This window comes from Paenibacillus sp. alder61 (assembly GCF_020179875.1).
GTDB classification, from domain to species: Bacteria; Bacillota; Bacilli; order Paenibacillales; family Paenibacillaceae; genus Fontibacillus; species Fontibacillus faecis.
Genome location: NZ_JAIUDG010000001.1, coordinates 335,459 through 358,788 on the forward strand (window position 1 = coordinate 335,459; position 23,330 = coordinate 358,788).

The 23,330-nt window shown below is 55.1% G+C and carries 22 protein-coding genes, 1 pseudogene and 1 other annotated feature; of the genes and pseudogenes, 7 read left to right on the top strand and 16 right to left on the bottom strand.

Annotation, left to right across the window (positions count from 1 at the left end; all coding sequences use genetic code 11):
* The first annotated feature begins 253 nt into the window (after positions 1-253).
* A complete protein-coding gene (gene ytvI, locus LBW89_RS01495; protein WP_148450514.1) occupies positions 254-1,372 on the top strand; it encodes a sporulation integral membrane protein YtvI in 1,119 nt (372 codons plus the stop codon).
* A gap of 31 nt (positions 1,373-1,403) precedes the next feature.
* Here the strand turns inward: ytvI and argS are convergent, their stop codons facing one another.
* The 9 genes from argS to LBW89_RS01540 all read right to left on the bottom strand — a co-directional run bounded on the left by argS (position 1,404) and on the right by LBW89_RS01540 (position 13,092).
* The gene (argS, locus tag LBW89_RS01500; protein ID WP_148450515.1) at positions 1,404-3,143 is read right to left on the bottom strand and encodes an arginine--tRNA ligase; all 1,740 of its coding nucleotides are present in this window, start codon (positions 3,141-3,143) and stop codon (positions 1,404-1,406) included.
* A 44-nt stretch (positions 3,144-3,187) separates the two neighbouring features.
* Positions 3,188-3,425: a binding site (T-box leader), on the bottom strand.
* A gap of 53 nt (positions 3,426-3,478) precedes the next feature.
* Positions 3,479-3,871: an FxsA family protein gene (locus tag LBW89_RS01505; RefSeq protein WP_148450516.1), complete on the bottom strand. Its 393-nt coding sequence runs from the start codon at positions 3,869-3,871 to the stop codon at positions 3,479-3,481.
* A gap of 84 nt (positions 3,872-3,955) precedes the next feature.
* Entirely contained in the window at positions 3,956-4,375 is a 420-nt protein-coding gene (locus tag LBW89_RS01510) for an acyl-CoA thioesterase (RefSeq protein ID WP_148450517.1), read from the bottom strand.
* Positions 4,376-4,502: 127 nt separating this feature from the next.
* Complete coding sequence (pyk, locus tag LBW89_RS01515) at positions 4,503-5,924, bottom strand: pyruvate kinase (protein ID WP_148450518.1); 1,422 nt, start codon at positions 5,922-5,924, stop codon at positions 4,503-4,505.
* 110 nt (positions 5,925-6,034) lie between these two features.
* Complete coding sequence (locus LBW89_RS01520; RefSeq protein WP_148450519.1) at positions 6,035-7,057, bottom strand: acetyl-CoA carboxylase carboxyltransferase subunit alpha; 1,023 nt, start codon at positions 7,055-7,057, stop codon at positions 6,035-6,037.
* Positions 7,047-7,952 carry an acetyl-CoA carboxylase, carboxyltransferase subunit beta gene (accD, locus tag LBW89_RS01525; RefSeq protein ID WP_148450520.1) on the bottom strand — a complete coding sequence of 302 codons (906 nt, stop codon included), beginning with the start codon at positions 7,950-7,952 and terminating at the stop codon, positions 7,047-7,049. The genes LBW89_RS01520 and accD overlap by 11 nt, the downstream gene beginning before the upstream one ends.
* Before the next feature lie 93 nt (positions 7,953-8,045).
* Positions 8,046-8,234, bottom strand: a complete 189-nt coding sequence (locus tag LBW89_RS01530; protein WP_148450521.1) for a glutamate decarboxylase — start codon at positions 8,232-8,234, stop codon at positions 8,046-8,048.
* Positions 8,235-8,854: 620 nt separating this feature from the next.
* Positions 8,855-9,343, bottom strand: coding sequence for a phosphatidylglycerophosphatase A (locus tag LBW89_RS01535; RefSeq protein ID WP_148450522.1), 489 nt, complete (start codon positions 9,341-9,343; stop codon positions 8,855-8,857).
* 125 nt (positions 9,344-9,468) lie between these two features.
* A complete protein-coding gene (locus LBW89_RS01540) occupies positions 9,469-13,092 on the bottom strand; it encodes a DNA polymerase III subunit alpha (RefSeq protein ID WP_148450523.1) in 3,624 nt (1,207 codons plus the stop codon).
* A gap of 176 nt (positions 13,093-13,268) precedes the next feature.
* Here LBW89_RS01540 and LBW89_RS01545 point away from each other — a divergent pair, with 176 nt between their 5' ends.
* The 3 genes from LBW89_RS01545 (at position 13,269) to LBW89_RS01555 (ending at position 14,466) form a co-directional block, all read left to right on the top strand.
* Entirely contained in the window at positions 13,269-13,598 is a 330-nt protein-coding gene (locus LBW89_RS01545; RefSeq protein WP_148450524.1) for a YtrH family sporulation protein, read from the top strand.
* Positions 13,595-14,101 (top strand): hypothetical protein, encoded by a 507-nt coding sequence (locus LBW89_RS01550; protein WP_148450525.1) that lies wholly within the window; start codon positions 13,595-13,597, stop codon positions 14,099-14,101. The genes LBW89_RS01545 and LBW89_RS01550 overlap by 4 nt, the downstream gene beginning before the upstream one ends.
* 65 nt (positions 14,102-14,166) lie before the next feature.
* Complete coding sequence (locus LBW89_RS01555) at positions 14,167-14,466, top strand: YtpI family protein (RefSeq protein WP_148450526.1); 300 nt, start codon at positions 14,167-14,169, stop codon at positions 14,464-14,466.
* A 20-nt stretch (positions 14,467-14,486) separates the two neighbouring features.
* Here LBW89_RS01555 and LBW89_RS01560 read toward each other — a convergent pair whose 3' ends face one another.
* A complete protein-coding gene (locus LBW89_RS01560; protein ID WP_148450527.1) occupies positions 14,487-15,821 on the bottom strand; it encodes a DRTGG domain-containing protein in 1,335 nt (444 codons plus the stop codon).
* Positions 15,822-16,140: 319 nt separating this feature from the next.
* On the opposite strand from LBW89_RS01560, the gene LBW89_RS01565 reads away from it, so the two are divergent.
* Together LBW89_RS01565 and LBW89_RS01570 are read left to right on the top strand one after the other, a co-directional pair.
* On the top strand, positions 16,141-16,380 hold the full coding sequence (locus LBW89_RS01565) for a DUF2249 domain-containing protein (protein WP_148450528.1): 240 nt from the start codon (positions 16,141-16,143) through the stop codon (positions 16,378-16,380).
* Positions 16,381-16,401: 21 nt separating this feature from the next.
* A complete protein-coding gene (locus tag LBW89_RS01570; RefSeq protein WP_148450529.1) occupies positions 16,402-16,740 on the top strand; it encodes a hypothetical protein in 339 nt (112 codons plus the stop codon).
* Between the two features lie 69 nt (positions 16,741-16,809).
* Here the strand turns inward: LBW89_RS01570 and LBW89_RS01575 are convergent, their stop codons facing one another.
* From LBW89_RS01575 to LBW89_RS27825, 3 genes and pseudogenes are all read right to left on the bottom strand, one after another.
* Complete coding sequence (locus LBW89_RS01575; protein WP_148450530.1) at positions 16,810-18,390, bottom strand: M56 family metallopeptidase; 1,581 nt, start codon at positions 18,388-18,390, stop codon at positions 16,810-16,812.
* Between the two features lies 1 nt (position 18,391).
* Complete coding sequence (locus LBW89_RS01580; RefSeq protein WP_148450531.1) at positions 18,392-18,769, bottom strand: BlaI/MecI/CopY family transcriptional regulator; 378 nt, start codon at positions 18,767-18,769, stop codon at positions 18,392-18,394.
* Positions 18,770-19,259: 490 nt separating this feature from the next.
* Positions 19,260-19,509 (bottom strand): annotated as a pseudogene (locus LBW89_RS27825) (radical SAM/SPASM domain-containing protein); the annotation flags it as partial.
* Between the two features lie 89 nt (positions 19,510-19,598).
* Here LBW89_RS27825 and ilvB point away from each other — a divergent pair.
* Positions 19,599-21,320 (top strand): biosynthetic-type acetolactate synthase large subunit, encoded by a 1,722-nt coding sequence (gene ilvB / locus LBW89_RS01585; RefSeq protein ID WP_148450532.1) that lies wholly within the window; start codon positions 19,599-19,601, stop codon positions 21,318-21,320.
* 86 nt (positions 21,321-21,406) lie between these two features.
* On the opposite strand, the gene LBW89_RS01590 is transcribed toward ilvB, so the two are convergent.
* The 3 genes from LBW89_RS01590 to LBW89_RS01600 all read right to left on the bottom strand — a co-directional run bounded on the left by LBW89_RS01590 (position 21,407) and on the right by LBW89_RS01600 (position 23,318).
* A complete protein-coding gene (locus LBW89_RS01590; RefSeq protein ID WP_148450533.1) occupies positions 21,407-21,700 on the bottom strand; it encodes a hypothetical protein in 294 nt (97 codons plus the stop codon).
* Between the two features lie 75 nt (positions 21,701-21,775).
* Positions 21,776-22,120, bottom strand: a complete 345-nt coding sequence (locus LBW89_RS01595) for a YlbF family regulator (RefSeq protein ID WP_148450534.1) — start codon at positions 22,118-22,120, stop codon at positions 21,776-21,778.
* A gap of 34 nt (positions 22,121-22,154) precedes the next feature.
* Entirely contained in the window at positions 22,155-23,318 is a 1,164-nt protein-coding gene (locus LBW89_RS01600) for a DUF445 family protein (RefSeq protein WP_148450535.1), read from the bottom strand.
* Positions 23,319-23,330 lie beyond the last annotated feature (12 nt).

The following is a 23,330-nucleotide window of genomic DNA, read 5'->3' on the forward strand; positions in this document are numbered from 1 at the left end:
CAGCCTGTAAATTCATCATACTGGATTTTTGAAAGCAAGGGAACCCGAACAGCCCCATCCTGGATATCAAATTGTTTTATCACTACGATAAATGTTTTTTTGAAATCGCTTTCGTTTTGCAATGATAAATATCACTTTATACCTTTTCTCTTTCGATGACTTCATGAACTTCCTGAATAAATTGTTTCCGGCATAGAAAAAGAGGCTAAGTAATAGGGTAGAGTTAGGACCTGTCCGAAAAGGGGAATGCCGTTTGGATAATGTGTTGAGAAAACGCCTGCTGCGCGGGACCTGGGTGCTCCTAGTCCTCATTTTGCTGATCGGCGGTTTTTATTGGGTGCTGCCGTTAATGTATCCGTTCCTGATCGCCTGGCTGATCGCCTATGCGATGAATCCCTTCGTGCGCTGGTTGCAGAACGCCGTCAAACTGCCGCGCTGGCTCGCGGTAACCGCCGCGCTGCTCGTTTATTTCGGGGGAGCCGGAGTCGTCCTGTCCGCCGCCATCACGCGGCTCGTCAAGGAACTGATCAGCCTGGCCGAATCATTGGACCAGCATATCGAAAACTGGCGGAATTGGTTTGTCGAATGGAGCCAAAGCGAAGGAATCCAAAACATCATTAATGAAATCAACCGCTTTGTGGCCGACAATCCCAATTACGAAAACACGATCAATCAGAACATCGACAACACGACAAGCACGATCAGCTCGGCTATATCCCGCCTGCTCAGCGGACTGCTAAGCGGGATCGTTCAACTGTTGACCTCGCTGCCCAATCTCGGGCTGATTTTGGTCGTCATCTTGCTGGCCGCTTTTTTTATCAGCAAAAACTGGGAGCGCCATATCCGGTTTCTCGCCGGCTTTATCCCTCCCGCCTTTCGCAAGACCGCCGGAGAGGTCTGGAGGGATTTGCAAAAAGCGCTGTTCGGGTATTTGCGCGCCCAGTTCATCATGATCTCGATTACGGCTGTGATCGTCCTGATCGGCCTGCTGATTCTTCGCGTCGATTCCGCATTCACCTATGCGCTGCTAATCGGCCTTGTGGATCTGCTCCCGTATCTCGGGGTCGGAACCGTCATGATCCCCTGGTTGGTCTATGCCTATATGACGGGGGACCTCAGATTGGGGATCGGCCTGTCGATCCTGTACGGCGTCATTCTGGTCGCGCGCCAGCTGATCGAGCCCAAAGTGCTGGCGAGCAGCGTCGGCCTCGATCCCCTTCCCACGCTGATCGCCATGTTCGTCGGCCTGAAGCTGTTCGGCGTATTGGGGCTGATCATCGGCCCCGTCTCCTTCGTCGTCGTCGGCGCCATGATTCGCGCGGGCGTGCTTCGCGATCTCCGCAACTATATCGTGAACGGAAGGCTGCGATGACGCATCGCGGCCTTTCTTTCTCACGCCGGCCTTACATCCGTTCCGGCGCTTGGAGACCGATCAGCCCCAGCCCGGTCTTTAGCGTGAACCGAACCCCTTGAACGAGGGCAAGACGAGCGAGGCGCAGCGTCGCTTCTTCTTTCAAGATCGGGCAATCGTGGTAAAAACGGTTAAAAGCCTGGGCGGTATCCACCAAATAGCGCGTAATCAGCGAAGGCTCCAGCTTGACGGCCGCCTGCCGGACCACTTCCGGGAACAAGGCAAGCTGTTTGATCATCCTGAACTCCGCCTCGCCGTCCAACTGCCGAGGATCCCAATCGGTTCCCGGTTTCAGGTTGACCTCCTGCACATCCGCGACCTCCGTACCCATGCGCAGTACGCTGCAGGCCCGGGCATACGTATATTGCACGTATGGCCCTGTTTCTCCTTCAAAGCTCAGCGCCTCTTTCCAGGAAAAATCGATGTCTTTGATCCGGTTTCCCCTAAGATCATTAAAGATGACGGCCCCCACGCCGACTTGCTTGGCCACCTCGTCCTTGTTCTCCAGCTCGGGATTCTTCTCCTCGATAATTCCGCGGATTTTGGAAACCGCCTGATCGAGCACCTCTTCCAGCCGGACGACCTTCCCCCTCCGGGTGGACAGGGCCTCGCCCTCGAGGCTGACCCGACCAAACGGAACGTGGACAAGTTCGGACGCCCACCCGTAGCCCATCCGTTCGATCACCTTAAACCATTGGCTAAAATGCAGGCTTTGCGAATAGTCCGTCACATACAAGGCTTTATGGAAACCGAAGGTCCGCTTCCGGTACAGCGCCGCCGCTATGTCGCGGGTAGGGTAGAGGGAGCTGCCGTCTTTTTTCAGAATCAAGGCCGGGGGCATGCCGTACTCCTCGAGGCGGACAAGCCAAGCGCCCTCATCCTCCTCAAGCAGGCGTTTTTCCCTCAGTTCCCGCACAACCTCATCCATATACTCATTGTAAAAGCTCTCCCCGGTCACAAAATCAAACCGCACGCCGAGCCGATCGTAGATCTTCTGGAATTCCGCCAGACTTACATCGACGAACCGTTTCCACAGCTTCTTAGCCTCCGCGTCTCCCCGCTCCATTTTGACGAACCACTCTCTGGCCTCATCCTCCAAAGCGGGATCTTTGTCGGCCTCCTCATGAAAACGCACGTACAGCCCCAGCAGTTCGTCGATAGCCGCTTCCTCCAGGCGGGCGGCGTTTCCCCAACGGAGATAGGCCGTGATCAGCTTCCCGAACTGCGTCCCCCAATCACCCAGGTGATTAATCCCGACACAACGGTAACCCAGATGCGAAAATATCCGGTACAGCGAGCTTCCGATGACGGTGGATCGCAGATGTCCCACGTGAAAAGGCTTGGCGATATTCGGGGAGGAAAAATCGATCACGACCGTTTTCCCTTCGCCGTCCTCCCCCGCTCCATACCGTTCCCCGCTTTCTAAAATTCCGGGCAATATCGCCTCGGCTACTGCGGCGTGATCCAAAGAAAAGTTGACGTAACCCGCTTGCGACGACACTTTGATAAGGCCGGAACCGGCGATTCCCCGGGCATGAAGCCCCTCCTCAAGCTCCCGGGCGATCCCCGCGGGGGAAGCTTTGCGCTGTTTGGCTAACGTAAAGCAGGGAAAAGACAAGTCCCCCATCGCGGCATCGCGCGGAATTTCCAGCAGCCCCCCGATCTCCTCTTCCGTCACTTCATGCAACAGGCCGGCGAGCTGTTCGGCGATGATCTTTTTAAACCGTTCCATTTCAATCCCCTCTTTTCTCCAAATAAAAAAAGCCCCTCATCTCATGAAGAGACGAGAGACTTTACAGTTCCCGCGGTACCACTCTGCGTGCCGGGACAAAAGTCCCGACCCCTCTGAAGGATAACGGCCTACACCCGGGTTTGCTTACGGCTCGGCGAACCCGACGCTTTGGGCAAACCATCTCCCGGGCCCGCTTCCGCTAAGCTTCCCCATACCGGCTTCCACCTTCCCGGCTCGCTATTATGGTTTCCAGCAGCGTACTGTCCCGTTCCTAGATATTTCATATGAAATTTCAAATAGGTTAAAACTAGTTATAGCGAAAAAAGGTCAAAAAGTCAACGCCGGAAAAAGGTAATCGTTCCGTCTTTGATTTTTTTGCCGATCCATTTCATCAATAGCAGACGATAAAGGGGACGCGTTAAAGGAAATACCATCGTAAACCCGATCGCATCGGTAACAAAACCCGGAATCAGCAGCAGGATTCCGCCGCCGAATACGCAGAGACCCTCAATCATCATCTTGCCGGGAATCTGATTGCCAATCATTTGAGATTTGGCATCCGCCATCAGTTTTCGGCCCTCAAACTGCATCATTAGGAGGCCGATAACCGAAGTGGCCAAGGTCAGAAAGATCGTCTTTCCAACGCCAAGCCGCTCCCCGACCCAAACATAACCCCAAAATTCTACCAGGGGAACGATCACGACAAATCCCGCTATCCATTTGCGCATACAATAACTCCTTTTTCCTGCGGCGTAACTCCATGAATTATAGCAAAGCTCTAAAGAGTATTGTAACGTTTTGGTCTGCCGGAATCAAAATTTACTGGCCCGCTCGAATACGTCGTACCAATCCGGAAATACTTTTTTGAACTGAACGGGCTTGAAATCCTCCCTGCGGACCACGTAATGCGTAGAGGATCCGACGACGCAGAGTTCGCCTTCCCCGTTAAGGACCTCATAGGCATACTCCGTTTTGACCCCGCCGTTCGAACGGATCCAGGTGCGAAGCAATACGTCGTCCCCGTAACGGATGCCTTTTCGGTACTCGACCTTCATCTCATGAACCGGCGAAATATATCCCGCCTGCTCCATATGAATATAGTTCAGTCCCAGTTCCTCGATCAGCGCGGTCCGTCCCGCCTCAAACCAGCCCAGATAGTGCGCATGATAGACAATGCCCATCATGTCGAATTCAAAATATTTGGGTTTGATCGCCAGTTCGCTAACATGCATCCCGGGTCCCTCCTTTTTCGTTCAAATCTACTATAAGCCCGGCTTAATCTAGCAAAAAAGCAATGGAAAGCCCGTTGGCACGGGCAAACCATTGCTTCCGATATGCGGCTTGCTGTATCTAAAGCTATTACTTGCGGATTTGTCCGATTTTGACCAGGTTTGTCGAACCGGAGCGTCCCAGCGGAATCCCCGCGGTGATCACAACCAGATCGCCTTCCTTCACAAGACCGGAATCCAATCCGCCCTTCATCGCGTTGTCGAACATTTCGTCCGTGGAAGAAGCCAATTGGCCTTTGACCGGAGTTACGCCCCAGTTCAGCGCAAGACGGCGCAGCGTTTGGTCTTCCGTGGTCACGGCGATAATCGGCGCTTTCGGACGGTATTTGGAGACCATACGAGCGGTATAGCCCGTTTCCGTCGAAGTGATGATCGCTTTGGCGTTCAGATCCAGGGCGGAGTTGGCTACCGCTTGGGAAATCGCCTCGGTTACCGTCGTTTGTTGGGCATTGCTTTGCTTGATGAAGATTTCGCGATATTCCAGCGCGGATTCCGCCTTCTCGGCAATACGCGACATCGTCAACACGGATTCCACCGGATATTTCCCGGCAGCCGTTTCGCCGGACAGCATGATCGCGTCGGTACCGTCGAAAATGGCATTGGCCACGTCGCTGGCTTCCGCACGCGTAGGTCTAGGGTTGCGCTGCATCGAATCCAGCATTTGCGTTGCCGTGATAACCGGTTTGCCGACACGGTTACATTTCTCGATCATGCGCTTTTGCACCAACGGCACATCTTCCGCCGGAATTTCCACACCCAAGTCCCCGCGGGCAACCATCAGGCCGTCGGAAACTTCCAAAATCTCATCCAGGTTGTCCACACCTTGCTGGTTTTCGATCTTAGAAATGATTTGGATGTGCGTTGCATTGTGACGCTCCAGCAATTGACGGATTTCAAGAACGTCGCTGGCTTTACGAACGAAGGAAGCCGCAATGAAATCGATGCCTTGTTCGATCCCGAAGATGATATCGTTAGCGTCTTTCTCGGTGATGCCTGGCAGGGAAATGTTCACGCCCGGGACGTTAACGCCCTTCTTGCTCTTGATGGTACCGCCGTTGACGATCCGACACTTGATTTCCGTTCCTTGAATATCCACTACGGTCAAACCGATCAAACCGTCATCGATCAGAATGGTCGAACCGACTTCCACATCGCCAGGAAGTTCTTTGTAGGTGATGGAGATGCGGTCTTTGTCACCGAGGATTTCTTCGGTGGTCAAAGTAATGAACTCGTCTTGCACAAGCTCGATCGGTTCTTCCTTCAATTTGCCGGTGCGGATTTCAGGACCTTTCGTGTCCAGCAGTATGGCGATTGATTTCCCCAACTCTTCGCTCGCTTGGCGGATCGTTTTGATCCGGTTGCCATGCTCCTCGAAATCTCCGTGGGAGAAGTTCAGGCGAGCGACGTTCATCCCGGCCATGATCAATTTCTTGGTGTTGTCTAACGATTCGCTGGAAGGACCGATAGTACATACGATTTTTGTTTTGCGCATTTTGGGTTTCCTCCGTTTATTTAGTTCTCTCTATGCATCATTTCCAACAATTAAATTTACTACATTTTCCCCATTTTGTATAGGAAGTTTATCATATTGTAACAGTCTATCTAGTCATTACCCACTAGGGAGGAATCTATAATGGGCTCTGCTTCGATTTCCGGCGTCCGGCTCGCTCCGCCCTCGGCAAATTCCCCGATTTTACGGAATTTCCGGTATCTGTCTTCCACGAGCTCGTCCGGATTCATCAGCGACAATTCTTCCAAATGCCGAACCACGCTCTCCTTGATCGCCATGGCCGTAGTCTGGTAGTCCCGGTGAGCGCCGCCTCGGGGCTCCGGTACGATCTCCTCGATCACGTCCATCTCCAGCAAATCCTGGGCGGTAATCTTCATCGCTTCCGCCGCCTGGTCGGCTTTGGAGGCGTCCTTCCAAAGAATCGAAGCCGCTCCATTCGGCGAAATAACGGAATAGATCGCGTTCTCCAGCATCAAAACCCGGTTTCCGACGCCCAGCGCAAGCGCGCCGCCGCTGCCACCCTCGCCGATGACAACGCAGACGACGGGAACCCGGAGCTTGGCCATCTCCAGCAAATTCCGGGCGATCGCTTCCGACTGTCCTCTTTCCTCCGCCGTAATCCCCGGGTAAGCTCCCTTCGTATCGATAAACGTAACGATCGGACGGCCGAATTTATCCGCTTGCCGCATCAGGCGAAGCGCCTTGCGGAAGCCCTCGGGATGCGCGCTGCCGAAGAAGCGGGCGATATTGTCCTTGGTATCCTTACCCCGCTGCTGTCCGAGCACGGTGACCGGCGTCCCGTTCAGCTTCGCCAGTCCGCCGACAACGGCCAAATCGTCTCCAAACACGCGGTCGCCATGGAGTTCCATGAAATCCTCAAAAATAAGCTCGATCAAATCCAGGGAAGTGGGACGTTGATGATGCCGCGCCAAATGCATCTTTTGCGAAGGGGAGATGCTGCTGTAGATCTCCTCCTCCAGCTGTTTGTACCGCTCTTCCAACCGGGCGATTTCCTCGTTGAAATCGATCCCCTTCTCCTGACCGAACTGCTCCAGCTCCCGGATTTTCTCGCGAAGCTTCACGAGAGGGGCTTCAAAAGGCAGCTCACCCGCCATGATTAACTCCTCCCTTCACGCTGTGCAGATCCAGCACCTGGGCCAAAGTTGCCCGCAGCTCTTTGCGATGGACGACCATGTCCAGTTGACCGTGCTGCAAATTGAACTCCGCCGTCTGAAAATCATCCGGCAGCTTCTGGCGAATCGTCTGCTCGATCACGATCCGGCCGGCAAAACCGAATACCGCGCCGGGTTCGGCGATAATGATATCGCCGAGCATGGCGAAGCTGGCCGAAACGCCCCCCGTTGTCGGGTCCGTAATGACCGAAATGTACAGGCCGCCCTGCTCGTCCAGACGGGCTAGCGCCGCGCTGGTCTTGGCCATCTGCATCAGACTTAAAATGCTCTCCTGCATCCGCGCGCCGCCCGAAGTGGAGAAGATGATCAGCGGCAGACGCTTCTCCGTCGCCGTTTCAATGGCTCTCGTGATCTTCTCGCCAACAACGGAGCCCATACTGCCCGTGAAGAAATCAAAGCTCATCACGGCCACCACCGCCGGAAATCCGCCAATCGTCCCCTCTCCGGTGACAACAGCCTCGCGAAGCCCGGATTTCAGCTTCTGCTGCTCCAGCTTGTTCACATACCCCGGAAAATCAAGCGGATCGACGGATACCAAATCCGCATCGTATTCAAGGAAGCTTCCCTCATCCAACGTCATTTGAATCCGTTCCAAGGCGTTCAAACGCATATGGTGCCCGCAGGAGGAGCAGACTTTAAGATTCTTCTCAAGCTCTTTGCTGTATTGGATGCTGCCGCAACGGCTGCACTTATTCATCAGACCCTCAGGTATTTCACGCTTCGGCCGGTCTCCCGACTGCGGACTTTGGCTGGTCCCCAAACGTTCTGAAGGAATGGTCGCGTATTTCCTTTTTTTCTGAAACAAGTCTTTAAACACAACTACACCTCTTCAGCCGTTAAATTTATTGGCCGCATCACAGCAAGACAAGGAAACAATGCCGGTAAGTAGCCCATGCCTATTTCCTTGCCCTCAGGGATGCAATATCGAATTAAGAACCTCTTGAACCTCTTCCAGTTCGCCGGAAGGAACTAAAATTTCAAACTGCTGTTTGGATAGATTAACAGGACGTGTTTGGACAAGAAAGCCTTCTTCGGTGAGTTTCGTCTTGATCATGTCCGCCATTTTGGCGGTGGGCGCAATGTACATAACAGTCCACATGTCCTCTTCTAAGCCCCCAATCTTTTCTCGAGCCCATATAATAGAGTAATGATAACATAATTTTGAAAAATCCCGCAACAAAGGGACGGAACCTGGTGCCGGAGAAAAAACGGGGGATTAAGCCGCTTCGGCTGCAGCGTTAAATCTGGCCGCTATTCCGAAGGGCGGCGGGAGTGATCGCCGGGGCTGGCGCTGGAGCTGCCCGCCGTAAGGGCGTTTCCCCCCACCTTTAGGCGGGAGGGGGAAATAACGGTCTTTTGAGGCGCTATTTTGTCGAATTTGGCTCATGGGCAGGAAATAGCGGTCTTTTGAGGCCTTATTTCTGGGGAAATCGGGCAAAATCCCGATTCCGGGCGCCTCAACAGGGAAATAAGGCCTTTTTTGACCGCTATTTTCCCTCCATAGCCAAATCGGACCGATATAGCGCCCCAAACGACCGCTATTCCGGGCGGCGGCGGGAGTGACCGCCGGGGCTGGAGCATTGCACCACAGCCTGACGGCTTATCACGTCTTATCACGCTTTACCGCACTTACCGCACTTTACCGCTCTTTATCTCACTTTATCTCACTTTATCTCACTTTATCTCACTTTATCACTCTTTATTCCGCCTTATCACGCCCTATTCCGCCGGGTAAACCGCGGCCCCGCTGCTCTTATGGGCGATCCGGGCGGACGCGGCCGCGGCGAGACCCGCCACCAAATCATCCAGAAACACGTGGATGCGTCCCCCCTCATTGTTGAGTCTGCCGATAATTTCCGGTTTCATCTTGTCCAAATAACCGAAGCTCGTCAGACCGATCATGCCGAAGACGCTCGTAATGCCGAGGGCCATCGTCTCGTCCACCCCGTACAGCGGCTCATCCGCTTCGAGTATGGCCTGAAGCGGCTCCGGCAGCAGCTTGCGCTCCGCGAGTTCGTCCAGCGCGATCCCGGTGAACAAGGTATACTGCACCTCTCGCTTGTTCAGCACCGCTCTGACGCTGTCCAAACATTCCTCCGCCTTCAGGTCCGCATGATACGGCGCCTGGAGCGTGTATACGATTCCGGCGATTTCCTCCAGCGTCACTCCCCTGCGCTTAAGCCAAGCCTCCGCTACCTCATAGGACAAATCCGATCCCTCCCGAATTCATTGGACACTTCTATCTGGTGTTCCTATGTGTATGCGGGGCAAACTTGAAATGTTCATGAAAAAAAGCCGGGGGGACTCATGACATGAACCCCCGGCTTTACAGTTTATTTGACTTTGACGGTGTCGGGCCCCATCAGCTCCTCCAATTGCCGGAGCAGCTCCGGAGACGGCTTGACGCCGTAACGTTCGTTCAAGGCGAGCAGCTTGCCGGTGCTCTCGTAGAACAGCACGGTTTCCACGGGACCGGCATGCTTCACGAGCAGCGCCTTCAGCTGCTCCAGCAGGCCGGCGTTCTCCGCCGCCGCCGTGATCTTGATGAAGACGCGCTGCTGCGCCGGCGTCTTCCGATCTCGCGCTGCGCCTGGCGCACCCGCAGGCGCAGCGGGCCCGCGGGCGCCGGGCGCGGCTGGGCCCGGGCCCGACGGCGCAGCCGCGGCGCGTCCGCCCCGGGCGAGGCCGCGCTTCAACTGCGCGAGGCTCTGCGCGCTGAGCGGCGCCACCTCGTCGGCCAGCAGCTTGAAGCCTTCGTCCTGCTGCTGGACGGTGGCGCGAAGCGCCAGCAGAGCCCCTTTGGCGACGTGCCCGGAGCACCGCCGCCACACCTCGGGGAACAGCACGACCTCGCAGCGTTCGATCTGGTCCTCCAGCTCCATGAACGCCATGGCCTTCCCTTGTTTCGTCGTGATCGACTTCACGGAAACGACCATCCCGGCGGCCACAATTTTACGGCCATCGACGGCATCGGCCAGCTCCATCAGGCGTTCCGTCCCTTCATCCTCAAGGACATCCTCATAGTCGTCCAGCGGATGGCCTGAGAGGTACAGGCCGAGCAGCTCGCGTTCCAGCTCCAGTTGCTGGGTCGCCGTAAACTTCGGAATCTCCGGATACTCGATGTCCCAATTCGGCGTCAATTCGAAGTCGAATAGCTGGATCTGCAGATCCTCCCGTTCTTTGCGCCATTTCAGCGCCGCTTCCACCGTCTCGTCCAACATGGCGAGCAGTTGGGCCCGGTGGCCCGGCAGCGCGTCGAAGGCGCCGCCCTGGATCAGGGACTCGATCACCCGCTTGTTGCATACCCGAAGATCGACGCGGCGGCAAAAATCGAGCAAGCTGTCGAACGGCCGCTCTTTCCGCTCCTGCAAAATACTCTCCATCGCTTGGGTGCCGACGTTTTTGATCGCCGCCAGCCCAAAGCGGATAATGCCGAGGGAAGACGCGGCGCCCCCATCCCCGCCGTGAGCGTCACGGTCCGCACTTTCGCCCGGCGCTCCCGCCTGTGGTGTGAAAAGAATCCCGCTTTCGTTCACGTCCGGCGGCAGCACGGTAATCCCCATCCGCCGGCATTCGACAATATATTCCGCCACTTTGCGGTGGCTTCCCATGACGGCGGTCAGCATGGCCGCCATAAAATGCACGGGATAGTGAGCTTTCAAATAGGCCGTTTGAAAAGCGAGTACGCCGTAAGCGGCCGCATGGGCCCGGGGGAAGCCGTAATCCGCAAAGCGCACGATCATATCGTATACCGCGTTCGCCTCCTCCTCGCGGTATCCCTGCGCCTTGCTTCCGGCCACGAAGTGGCCGCGCTGCTCGTCCAGCACCTCGCGCTTCTTCTTCGATACGGCTCGCCGCAGCAAATCCGCTTCCCCCAGTGAAAATCCGGCCATCCGGGAAGCGATCTGCATAATCTGCTCCTGATACACGATAATGCCGTACGTATCCTTGAGGATCGGCTCCAGATCCCCGTGCGGGTAATCCACCGCCGTCTGCCCGTGTTTGCCCGAAATAAACTTCGGAATAAACTCCATCGGACCCGGCCGATACAAGGCCAAAACCGAGATGATATCTTCGAAGACCGTCGGTTTCAGCTCGCGGAGCACCCGGCGCATCCCCGCCGATTCAAGCTGGAATACGCCGGTCGTTTCGCCGTTACCGAGCATCTCATAAGTAAGCGGATCGTCGTCGGGAACCAGCCGGAAATCCGGCGTATCGCCCGTTTGCTCCCCGATCCAGCGCATGCATCGCTCGATAATGGACAGCGTGCGCAGGCCGAGAAAGTCCATCTTCAGCAAGCCGACGGATTCCAGATTCTCCATGGAATACTGGGTCAAAGCCGTTCCTTCACCGCCGGCCTGCAGCGGTACCGCATCCGTCAGCGGATCGCGGGATATGACCACGCCGGCGGCATGGGTGGAGGCGTGCCGGGGCATACCCTCCACTTTCCGGGCCGTATCCAGCAATTTGCGAACCCGGGGCTGCGTGTCGTACAACTGCTTCAAATCCGGGCTTTCCTTCATGGCCCGTTCAATCGTCATCCCCAAGTTTCCGGGAATCAATTTGGCGACCTTATCGACCTCCCCGAAGGGCACGTTCAGCGCCCGGCCCACATCGCGGACGGCCGCACGCGCCGCCATCGTTCCGAACGTAATGATCTGCGCGACATGCTCGGCGCCGTATTTGTCAGCCACATAGGCGATCACTTCGTCGCGCCGCTCGTCGCTGAAATCGATATCGATATCCGGCATCGTCACGCGCTCGGGGTTGAGAAAACGTTCGAACAGGAGCCGGTATTTGATCGGATCGACGTTGGTGATACGCAGCACATAAGCAACCAAACTTCCGGCCGACGAACCCCGCCCGGGTCCGACGGCGATACCGTGGCGGTGCGCATAGGCGATAAAATCCCACACGATGAGGAAATAATCGGAGAAGCCCATGCTGCCGATGACCTCAAGCTCGTAATGAAGCCGCTCCCGGAGCTTCGCCCGCTCCGCTTCATCCCGCCAAATCTCCTGGTCTCCATACCGCTCTTCGAGCCCCCGCTCGCACAGCGAAGCCAGGTAAGTCGCCGACGTCATCCCTTCCGGTACAGGCCGAAATTCGGGTAAAATATGCCGCCCGAACGTAAGCTCCAGCTCGCATTTGTCCGCGATCTTCGCCGTATTGTCCAACGCTTCGGAAATATGGGGAAACAAGGCGGCCATCTGCGGTCCGCTCTTCATATATAGCTGGCTGGTCCCGATCTTGAAGCGATCCTCGTCCTCCACCGTCTTGCCCGTTCCGATGCAGATCAGCACATCCTGGACCTCGGCGTCTTCTTCCCCGAGACAATGCACGTCGTTCGTGGCCACCAGACCGATTCCCGTTTCGCGCGCCAGTTCGACGAGCAGCGGGTTAACCTTCTTCTGTTCGGGCATGCCGTGATCCTGAAGCTCCAGGTAGAAGTCTTCCCCGAACGCGTCGCGGTAACGAAGCGCGGCCCGCTTCGCCTCTTCCGGCCGCCCGTGCAGCAGATGATGCGGTACCTCGCCGCCGAGGCAGGCGCTGAGACAAACCAGGCCTTCCTTGTGGCGCTCCAGCACCTCCCAATCGATCCGCGGCTTGTAATGAAAGCCTTCCAGATGGCCGATCGAGCAAAGCCGCATCAGATTCCGGTACCCGACCTCGTTCTTGGCCAGCAAAATCAGGTGGTGGATCGGCTGGTCCTTCCGGCTCCCCCGCTCCTTTCGGGAGCCCGCTGTAAAATACATCTCGCAGCCGATAATCGGCTTGATGCCGTGCGACCGGCACAATTTATAAAAAGGAACCGCGCCGTACATCACGCCGTGATCGGTCAGCGCCAACGCCTTCATGCCAAAAGCGGCCGCTTTGGCAACCAGATCTTCCAGACGGGCCGCGCCGTCGAGGAGGCTGTATTCACTATGTACGTGGAGATGAACGAAGCTGTCCATGCGTTTCCTTCCTTTCCAATGGAACCAAAATTTTGTGGACTAGGACTTAAATCAAAACATTTGTTCCCTTTTTAAATATTTTATCATAGATTGCCTGATTGCGCCCATAGAATGATATAGAACCGGAATGGACAAGCGAAATAACGGATGGATTTGCGAAGAGGGAGGCCTATCGGATGAGTACGTTTCTGACTAAGGCGGTCATGGATTTTTTTGTAGCGTTCGGCATCGTCGTCGGGGGGGCTATGGTCGGGGGACTGGGGGCCATCGTGTCCATGCAGCCACCGACGCAGACGATGCTGGATATCGCGGGAAGGATTAAGATATGGGCGCTCGCCGCCGCGGTTGGCGGTACGATCGACCCGATGCGGGTCATCGAAAGCAATTTCTTCGACGGGAATTTGTCCCCGGCGATCAAGCAAATTTTATATTTGCTGTTTGCGTTTCTCGGGGCCCATATGGGCTCGGAACTCGTGAGGTGGATGTGCGGAGGCAGCCGGGGATGAGCGAACGCAGAGTCGAAGCGCGGGAAACCCTAAAAGGTTTTAAGCGGTTTATGCAATTGGCCGCCGTCTTTATTCTCGGCATGGTCGCCGGCAGCATCGGGTTCAACATCGTCTATCAGGCCAGCTTCAATAAACTTTGGCTGGAGAATAAAGATTTGCAAATTCAACTCTATCAGGCGGAGGAAGACAACAAAACGCTGAAAAAGTACCATAAACGCTCTACCGTGATCAAGGAAATAAAAGTCCGGGTCGAAGATCGCGACCCGCCCTTGGACGCGCTGGCCGTCAAAGAGGTCGTTCAGCAATTGCATGAGGAATTGGAAGTGCTGCGCGGCCGTAGCATGTTCGAAATCGACTCCGACGCCAAAATGGCCCGGACGCTGCTGGACCGGAAAATTTATGCCGTGCGGGACAAGGAATACGCGATTCAGGTGAAAACGATGCTGGTGAGCGAAGGCGTACTCCAGATCTGGGTCGATATCAGGCCCTATGTGCGAAGCTAAGGAATCATGCTACAATGATAAATATCACAATTCCATCATTTAAAAAGGAGCCGTGACTTCTTCCCATGATTGAAGCTTTAACCTATATTCTATACGCCTGCCTGATTGTTTCCAGCGTCTGCTCCATCTTTTTCAGCATTAAATCCCGGCGTTCGCTTGATGCGCGGATCCGCGGGATCGCCCAGGCCAAATCGAATATCAGTATGGGCACCATGCTGATCATGCTTGCACTGATTCAAATGCTTATCTTTAGCGGCTCGACGGTTCGCGTTGTCGTCGGCGCCTTGTTTATGGTGCTCGGCGCCTTCAATATATTCGCCGGCATCCGCAACCACGGAATCTTCTCCCGCCGGAACCCGGAATAACGACAGCGTTATGACCACGCTTAAGCGTGGTCGATGGACTGCAGCGTCATGACGGCCTTGGACACCAGGAAATCCTGATAGGTCATGACGATTTCCAGCTTGCACGCCCGGCGGCTCATCTCCAGGACAACCGGCGTGATGACGACCGGATTCTCGATCTGCACCGGACGGACGAAATACGTCGTCAGGTTGTCCACCACATAGTCCGCCCCGCTCGCATCCTTCGCAGCGTTCAGGCCCGCCTGGGTCATCAGCGATGTAAGCACGCCATGGGAAATCGTTCCGAGGTCCGTAGCCATTTGCGGCGTAATCATCCCGTGAAAAAACAGCCGGCCGTTCTCGTCCCTTTCCTCCGCGAATCCGTTCCACATGAGATGCTCGAACGTTTCGCCAAGCTGCGGCTGATTCCGGGCATCGCGCATGGCCTGCAGCACTTCCCTCCGCGTTACCGAAGAAATCAGCTTCCGGTTGCGGTCGACGACAGGCAGGAAGTCGATCCCTTCCCAAACCATGATTTGGGCCGCCGAAGCGAGCGACGTTTGCAGCCCGACCGTAATCGGATGGCGCGTCAGGCATTTTTCTATGCTCTGGTCCCCGCTGAGTTCCTCCACATCTTTGCGGCTGACGATGCCGATGACGCGGTTCCATTCGTCCACCACCGGAAAATGCTGCGCCCCGGTTTCGATCGACAATTGATCGAAGTCGGAAATATTGCTGGTCACCTTCAGCATGTTGACCTTCGGCTTACGCACGACGATATCTTCCACGAGCATAATTTTCTTCTTGATGAGACGGTCGAAGATCGCCCGGTTGATCATCGAGGCTACCGTAAACGTATCGTGCCGCGAAGAGATGATCGGCAGCGACAAGCGGTCGGCCAAAGTTTTGACTTCCCGGCTCGTTCCGAAACCGCCGGTAATCAGCACGCCCGCGCCCTGTTCCAGTGCGAGCGAATGGGCGTCCTCCCGGTTCCCTACGATCAAAAGGCTTCCCGCATCGATATAGCGGGCCATGGCGTCGATCTTCATTGCGCCGATCACATATTTATGAAGGTTTTTGTCCAGGCCGTCGGCTCCGCCCAGCACATGCCCTTCGACGATTTCGACCACGTCCCCGAACGTCAGTTGGTCGGTAATATTCCGCGGCTTCTTCTCTACGCGAACGGTTCCGATCCGTTCCTTCGTGATGACGATCCCGAGATTCTCCGCTTCCTTAACCGCACGATAGGCGGTTCCTTCGCTGACTCCCATCCCTTTCGCCAGTTTGCGCACCGATATTTTGGTTCCGATTTTGAGACTCTCGATATGCTGTAGCAGCTGCTCATGCTTGGTTACGCTTTCCTCATGCCCCTGCAACTGTTATACCCCCAATCCCAATCTGTACTATTCTGTATCCATTATACACGATCCGGACGCAAAAAAAAGCGGACATTCCGTGAGCAAGCTCCACCGAAAGATCCGATAACCTTCGTTTACATTGATTATCCGTTCCCTGAAAGGGTGCACTTTTGCGGAGCGTTCGTGAGGCGCCTCACTTGGACTTTGTCGGAATACCGAAGCCTTGTGGAGAAATTATACCTGTGATTTTATTTTGTGATTTGTATCACAACTGCACATGAGCCGGTTGATATACTGAGTGCAAAGCTTCAATTTTAAATAAACAGGAGGGCCAACCATGAGCCAAACCATCAAAACAACCGTCAACGCCACGGAGTATCCGCCGCAATTAAAACATAAAACGATCTTCGCCGCCTTCAACGGCCTGGAGCCGGGTGAAGCGATGCTGCTCGTCAACGATCACGATCCCGTGCCGCTGCGTTTTCAGTTTGAAGCGATGCATCCCGGACGCTTTACTTGGGACTATCTGGAGCAAGGCCCGGATGTTTTCCGGGTGAAAATCGGAAAGACGGAATAAGAAGCCAAGGAGGTGATCCCGTTGGCCACGATTGAGATTATCGATGAAAAGACCCTGAACATCCAAGTGGGCTTGGAAGACGCGCTCGCCATGATCGCCGAGGCCGAAAGCGATTTGGAGCGTTACGCGGCCGAAATCGTGACGATCGCCGAGAAGATGCCGGAATTCGCATACACTTACTTCTGTTTTTACGCCTACGACACGGCGGAGTTGTTCGAAAAAATGCTCGGCATCGATCCGAAGCAGTATCTCTCCTTTTCGCTGGAGGCTCCGGACTCCTTCTTCTACACGCTGTACGGAGGAATGAAAGGACTCAGCGGTATGGCGCGCTTGTCCAGCGCTTTGGCTCCCGAGTCGTAAACGGGCTTGAATCGGAATCGGCCGGGCCTCTATGCGCCTATCGTGGTGGGTAGGGTCCGGCCGATTTTTTTAATTATCGCTGATCGAGAAGGCGGAGCCGCTGAGATCGACTTGAACCTGCGCCTTTCCCTTGCCGCTTTTGTATGTAAAACTTGACGCTCCATGTTTGTATCCGGGGAATTGCTCCGGAATGGTTAGTGCGCTTTCTTTAATGCCCATGGAGAGCTTGTAGTTACTGGCTCCCTGATCGATATGAAGACTTCCGGCCCCGTTTTCTACAGCCATTTTAAGGGTGTTGGCAAATCCCTTCGGCAGGACGGCCGACAAACTTCCGTCGATGATCGTAAGATCAAGATCGGCGTTCAAGGCCGGCAAAGAAATGCCGGCTTTGTCACCCTTGACCGTAACCGTTTTGTATTTTTGCTCGGGTACAAGCAAAGTGACCATGTCTGCAGCATCCGTCGCGGATTGACCTCGTTTCGGCCGGATGGTGATTTGAGTCGTCGTCTTTTTGGTGTTTTGTACCACCTCTATGAATTCCGCATCGGAGACAAAGGATAGCTTTTGATCCGAAGCGAGCTGCACTCGAACATTACAGTTCTCCACAACCACCTCAAGCGCCTCGGCCTTGGCGGAAGGAATCTGCCGATTTCCCGCCTTGGCTTCCGGGGAGTTCCAGACGGCAGATATCAAAAACAATCCGGTCAATATCAGGGCGAGGATCACGACACCGTTCTTTTTTTGCCGAATAGCCATTATCGAATCTATGCGTTTTCGCATGTTACGTTTCCCTCCAAACAGATTGGTGGATATGGAAGTGCCGGTTATTGATCCGTTTCGGATCACTTTTATTAAGAGTTCGCCGTATTTTTTTCGCTTATGAAAACCCTCTCCTTGGAGAACCCGCTCATCACAAGAGATTTCGCCATACAATGAAATCGTTCGGTCCATCAAATACACCAGGGGATTGAACCAGTGAAGGGATTTCACTCCCAGCATCATCAACCTAAGCCAAAGGTCGAACCGTTTAAAATGGATCAGTTCATGCTTCATAATATACCGATACTCCTCTTCCTCCATGATATCCCGGGGAAGCAGAATCACCGGCCGAATTAAACCGGTTAACATCGGTGATGAGATAACGCGGCAGAATTTTACCCGTACCTTGGTTTTTATATTTAACTCCGAAGTCAAAGTTTCAAAGATTTCCAGGATCTTGTTTTCGGCCACTGGCTCGCTCCAACGGTTGGTCAGCTTCAAAAATCTAAAATGACGATAAAGTTGGAAGGACAACACCAGTAAGACACCGATCAACCAAATCCCCGCAAAGATCCGCCATTCCAGAAATGAAGTGGCGGCCGTATAGTCGTTTTCGCCCACTATACGTGTTACCATGCCGGTTGTCGCTCTTATATCTCCGTGCTCACTCAAGAACGGGGCGGTAGTCGAGCCGTTATGGACAGGAACAAAAGGGATCGCAATATGCGGACGGAGAGGGATCAACCAGCCGATTGAGACTACCCACCAAATGAGGTATAACCATTTTGCGGCGTATCTTTTAGCCAAATAAGGAAGCATCGCCATATACGCCAATGTTACTAAGGACATGGAAATCGAGCATTGGATAAATAGAGATAAAAAATCCGTCAAATCACTCCCTCTTTTCCTTTAGCCATTTCTCAAGCTCATCGAGATCGTTTTTCTTGAATTTCCTGCTATCGTTCAACGCAGCGATTAAACTGGAGAAGGAATTTCCGTGAAATCGCTGGATAAAGTCATCGGTTTCAAATTTTAAATACTCATCCTTACTTATCAGCGAAAAATACGTCCGTTCTTTTCCCTTTTTCTCACTCCGCAAAAAGCCGCGCTCCACCAGTCTGTTCATCAAAGTTATAATTGTTTGTGCCTTCCATGCCTTTTCCTTTCCCAACTGCTCCATTACCGTCCCGGTTGTAATCGGCGGTTTATTGGCCCACACCACCTTCATGATTTCAAATTCGGCATCCGGAAGTTTCTTCATCAAGTTCATCGCCGAACCTCCATTTTCTACATTTGTCTACTTTTAATATTCTACACTTGTCTGTTATAGTGTCAAGCGGTTTTCCCCTGGGGCTTAGCCCGCTCTATTCATAAAATGTGATGTGCGGTTTACGGGCGGTGAGCCCCTGCCGATTCTATTAGACATTAGCTTGAACTATTGATTTGAAAATTTTCACATCGGTGTAAAGGGTTCTTGGTTCGAATTAAAGGGAATTCTTCCCGTTAATTTGGAACGTATACGGTTGCAGAGGCGAATTAGCTGGAAAACCTCCCGCTAATTCGCCTGGAATGGTGTATATCGGCAATAGGGCCGCAAAATAGATGGAGTTTTTCCAGCTAAATCCGACCGAAGAGCCAAGAGCGGTACAATAACAGGAACTTTTCCCGTTAATAATCCAGATTCCGACGATGGTACCTCATAACTACAATTGTGGATGTTGGCGACGTGTATCCGAAACCCTATCATCTTCAAATTTTTAACGGGACCCGGTCGTATTGATTTGATTCGGAATATCCAGCTCCCGCAAATAATCGATCCCTTGCATCGTCATCCGGCAGGACCTCGGGGTGCCGCGAAAATGATTATCATGGATGTCCGCGTTCAACTGTCGCGATTAAACACCCAGCGGGATAACCCGCCTGCTTCCCCCGTTCCATGGCAGAGAACGTTACTCCGGGTGTCGCGCTCGGAGTCATCGATACGTGCAAGCTTTTTTTATCAATCACATATCCGAAAAATATACCCGCTTTATGACCGGAGTCACTCCGGCTTATCTTCCTTTCCGCTAGAATGGGTCAAAAATACGGGAGGGAACCAAATGCCAAACCATACTGCGAATCACCCTGTCCAGGCTTCAAAAACGGTCACCGGAGCCGAATTGCTTATCCGCTGCCTGCGCGAGGAAGGGGTCGACACCCTCTTCGGTTATCCCGGCGGAGCGGTGATCCCGATTTACGACGCCCTGTACGATTGTCCGGATATCCGTCACATTCTCACCCGGCACGAGCAAGCGGCCGTTCATGCGGCGGACGGTTACGCGCGGATCACCGGACGGCCCGGCGTGGCGCTGGTCACCAGCGGCCCGGGAGCGACGAACGCCGTAACCGGCATCGCCAACGCGTTCATGGACTCCGTCCCGCTCGTCGTGCTGACCGGTCAGGTTTCGACCGATCTGATCGGACGGGACAGCTTCCAGGAAGTGAATATCTTCGGCATGACGATGGACGTGACCAAGCATAACTATGTCGTCATGGAGGTGGAACAGCTTCCCCGAATTCTCAAAGAGGCGTTTCATATCGCGACTTCCGGCCGGCCCGGTCCCGTGCTCGTGGACCTGCCGAAGAACATCATGAACGCCAAAACGGAGCAAGCCCCTTTACGCCACGTTACTCTGCGCGGGTACGAGCCCGTGCCCCCCGTTTCGCGGGAAACGATCAGCCTGATCGCGGATCGCCTCGCCTCCGCCGAGCGTCCCGTCATCCTTGCCGGCGGCGGCGTGGTCTCCTCGGGAGCTTCCGAAGCGCTCCGCCAGCTGGCGGAACACGCCGACATCCCGGTCGTCAGCACGCTGATGGGCATCGGCGCCTTTCCGTCCGGCCATCCGCTCTATCTCGGCATGGTGGGGATGCACGGCACGTATGCGGCCAACCGGGCCGTCCACCAGGCGGACCTGCTGCTGGCCCTCGGCGTTCGCTTCAACGACCGGCTGTCGGGAAAGATCCAGGCGTTCTCGCCGAACTCCTGGAAGGTTCAGGTCGACATCGATGACGCCGAGCTGGGCAAAAATATCCCCGTTCACCTGGGAGTGCACGGAAACTTGTCCGAACTGCTGGAGGGCCTAACGGCCTTGGCCGCTTCCTCCCCCGGCGGCGTTCGGTCCTGGGCGGCGGAAGCGGCCGGCTGGCAGAGGAGCGTGCCCCACTTCACCGCCAAACCGGGGACATTGAATCCCCAGGAGGTGATCTCGCTGCTCAATAAGCTGACGGACGGTGAAGCGATCGTGGCCACCGATGTCGGCCAGCATCAAATCTGGACGGCCCATCACTACAAGTTCAAGCGGGCCCGGTCGTTCCTGACCTCCGGAGGGCTCGGCACGATGGGCTTCGGGCTGCCTGCCGCGATCGGCGCCGCCATCGGCGCGGAGGCCGCCGGACGCCATGAGCCCGTCCTCTGCGTCACCGGGGACGGAAGCTTCCAAATGAATCTGCAGGAGCTGATGACCGCGGTGGACTACGGGCTGCCGATCAAAATCGCCATTCTGAACAACGGCTATCTCGGCATGGTGCGGCAGTGGCAGCAGTTGTTCCACCAGCGCCGCTATTCTTCCGTCCAAATTACCTCCCCGGATTATGTAGCGTTCGCGGCGGCTTATGGCGTTACCGGCCTGCGCGCTTCCAGCTTGTCCGAAGCGGAGGCAATCATTCGCCAGGGACTGGATTTGCCCGGTCCCGTCCTGATGGAATTCCGCGTCGTGGAAGAGCAGAACGTGTACCCGATCGTCCCCCCGGGGGAGAGCCACGACCGCATGATTCTCGAATAAAGGGACAGGATCGTCTCCGCCTGAAACAAAAAAACTGTCGGATGAAGCCGTAACCCCGGCTTTTCCGACAGTTTTTTTATGTTCCTTTACATGCCATGGCCTTGCTTGCCTTCCTCCGTCCACTTGCTCTGCCATTCCCGCAGCTTCGCCCGGCGGACCGCGTCAAGCGCCCGCTGCTTCTCCTCATTTACGCCGAGGATAAAATGCAGATGCGCGCCGATGACGAGAAACGCGAAGGCGGCCCACACCGCGCCGAATACCGATACCCAGCCCGCGCCCGGCTCAAAGGAAATCATGGGCAGAGCGTAGACGAGCATCGCCAAAGCCAGGATCAAATACACGACATGCTTGATTTTACTCTTCTTCTTCACCGTCTTCATTTATGACCGCAGCTCCTTCGTCTTCAAATCTATATTTCTATTCTATGAAGACCAAGGAGAAATATGAGACAAGTTTTACATTTGCGGTCCGTATAAATGCTGAAGGCTGTCCGTAATGATTTTGTTGACGTCCTGGATAATGACGCTGAGCCGCCGCTCCGCATCAAACAGGCGCCGGATATTCAGGTTCATGCTGAGCACCTCGAACAGCTTCTCCATCTTCTCCATCTCTTCGGGAGACGGCATTTCACCGGTCATCATTTGCTGCTGCAGCTCGTTCTGGCGGTTGCGGAAATCGTCCAGCATCCGCTTGCTCTCGGGATCGGCGTCCACCAGCTTCATGGCGGAGGTAATCTCCGCCACCTCCGGGCTCTCCTTTAATGCTTTGGCCAGTTCATTCGCCTTATCGTAAATATTCACAGTTTCATCCTCCAATAAAATAATGTTTTTTGCGTTACCCCATCCACAGCATCAAAAGCGACTGAAACAAGCCGATGATGCCCCCGAGCAGCACCCCGAGCCAGGTGATGGCCCGGAACTCCTTGCCCGACACGCTTAGGATGACCTCCTCCAGCCGTTCCACCGGAAACTTCTGCACCTGCTCCTGAACGAGCTTCGGCAGTTGGATCGCCCGCATCGCGGCGGGGATGCCTTTAACAACCCAGGATATCAGCCGCTCCGTCACGGACGGCAGCGCCGCCTCGGCCCGGGAAAGCCAAGGGGCCACCAGGGAAGCGACTTTTACCTGTTCGGCGGAAGCGAGCCACTTCTCGAAGGGCAGATTTTGGATCTGATCGGCCAGCCATCCTTCCGCATCCTGTCCGGCCAGCATTTCCAGCAGCTCCGCGGCGGTTTTCTCGCCAAGCTGCTCCATTCTTCCCCGAATGGCCAGAGCGACCCTGCGTCCGGCCTCTTCTCCCCGGAGCGCCTGGACCAGTGTCGGCGTCAGCTTGCGGACCAACTTATCCTCGTCCACGAAAATCGCCGCCATCGTGCCGAGAAAACCGCCCGCCCGATCGACCATGTTCGCCGCCATCTTGGACAGCATCCGCTGGCCCTCGGCCGAAAGAAGTTCCTCCTCCACCGCCCGAAGCACCGCGTCCGCCGCAGCCGCGCTCCATCGCTCCCGGTTGTCCTCCGTCCACCCCGGTACGATTTCGCTCAGCTTCCGTCCGTCGAGGCCGAGACGGTCCCAAAGATACCGGCCTCCCCGCTCGGCCAGCGCGCCCCCCGCTTCAGCCAAGCGGCCCTTGAGCGCTTCCCACTGTTCGGGTTCCCAGACGCTCAGCGCCGCTTCCTTCAGCGTGTTCGGATTCGCCGCTAGACGGTGAAGCGCCGACAGCAGGTACTGCTCCGCCTGGTTTTTGAACGCCGGCCGGAGCATCAATTCCTGCAAGCCCTCGGTCGTCACAAGGTATTCCGCAACCACGTTGCCCAGCGACTCCGCTATATCTTCCCTTCGCTTGGGAATCAGACCCGGCGTGAACGGAACGTGATATTTTCCGATATAAACCGGGTTTCGGGGATGAAACAACATTTTAATCGCAAAATGATTCGTGACCCCGCCGACGAAGGCGGCGACAGCCACGCTGACGACCACATAAAGCCAATCGTCCACCTCAAAAAACCT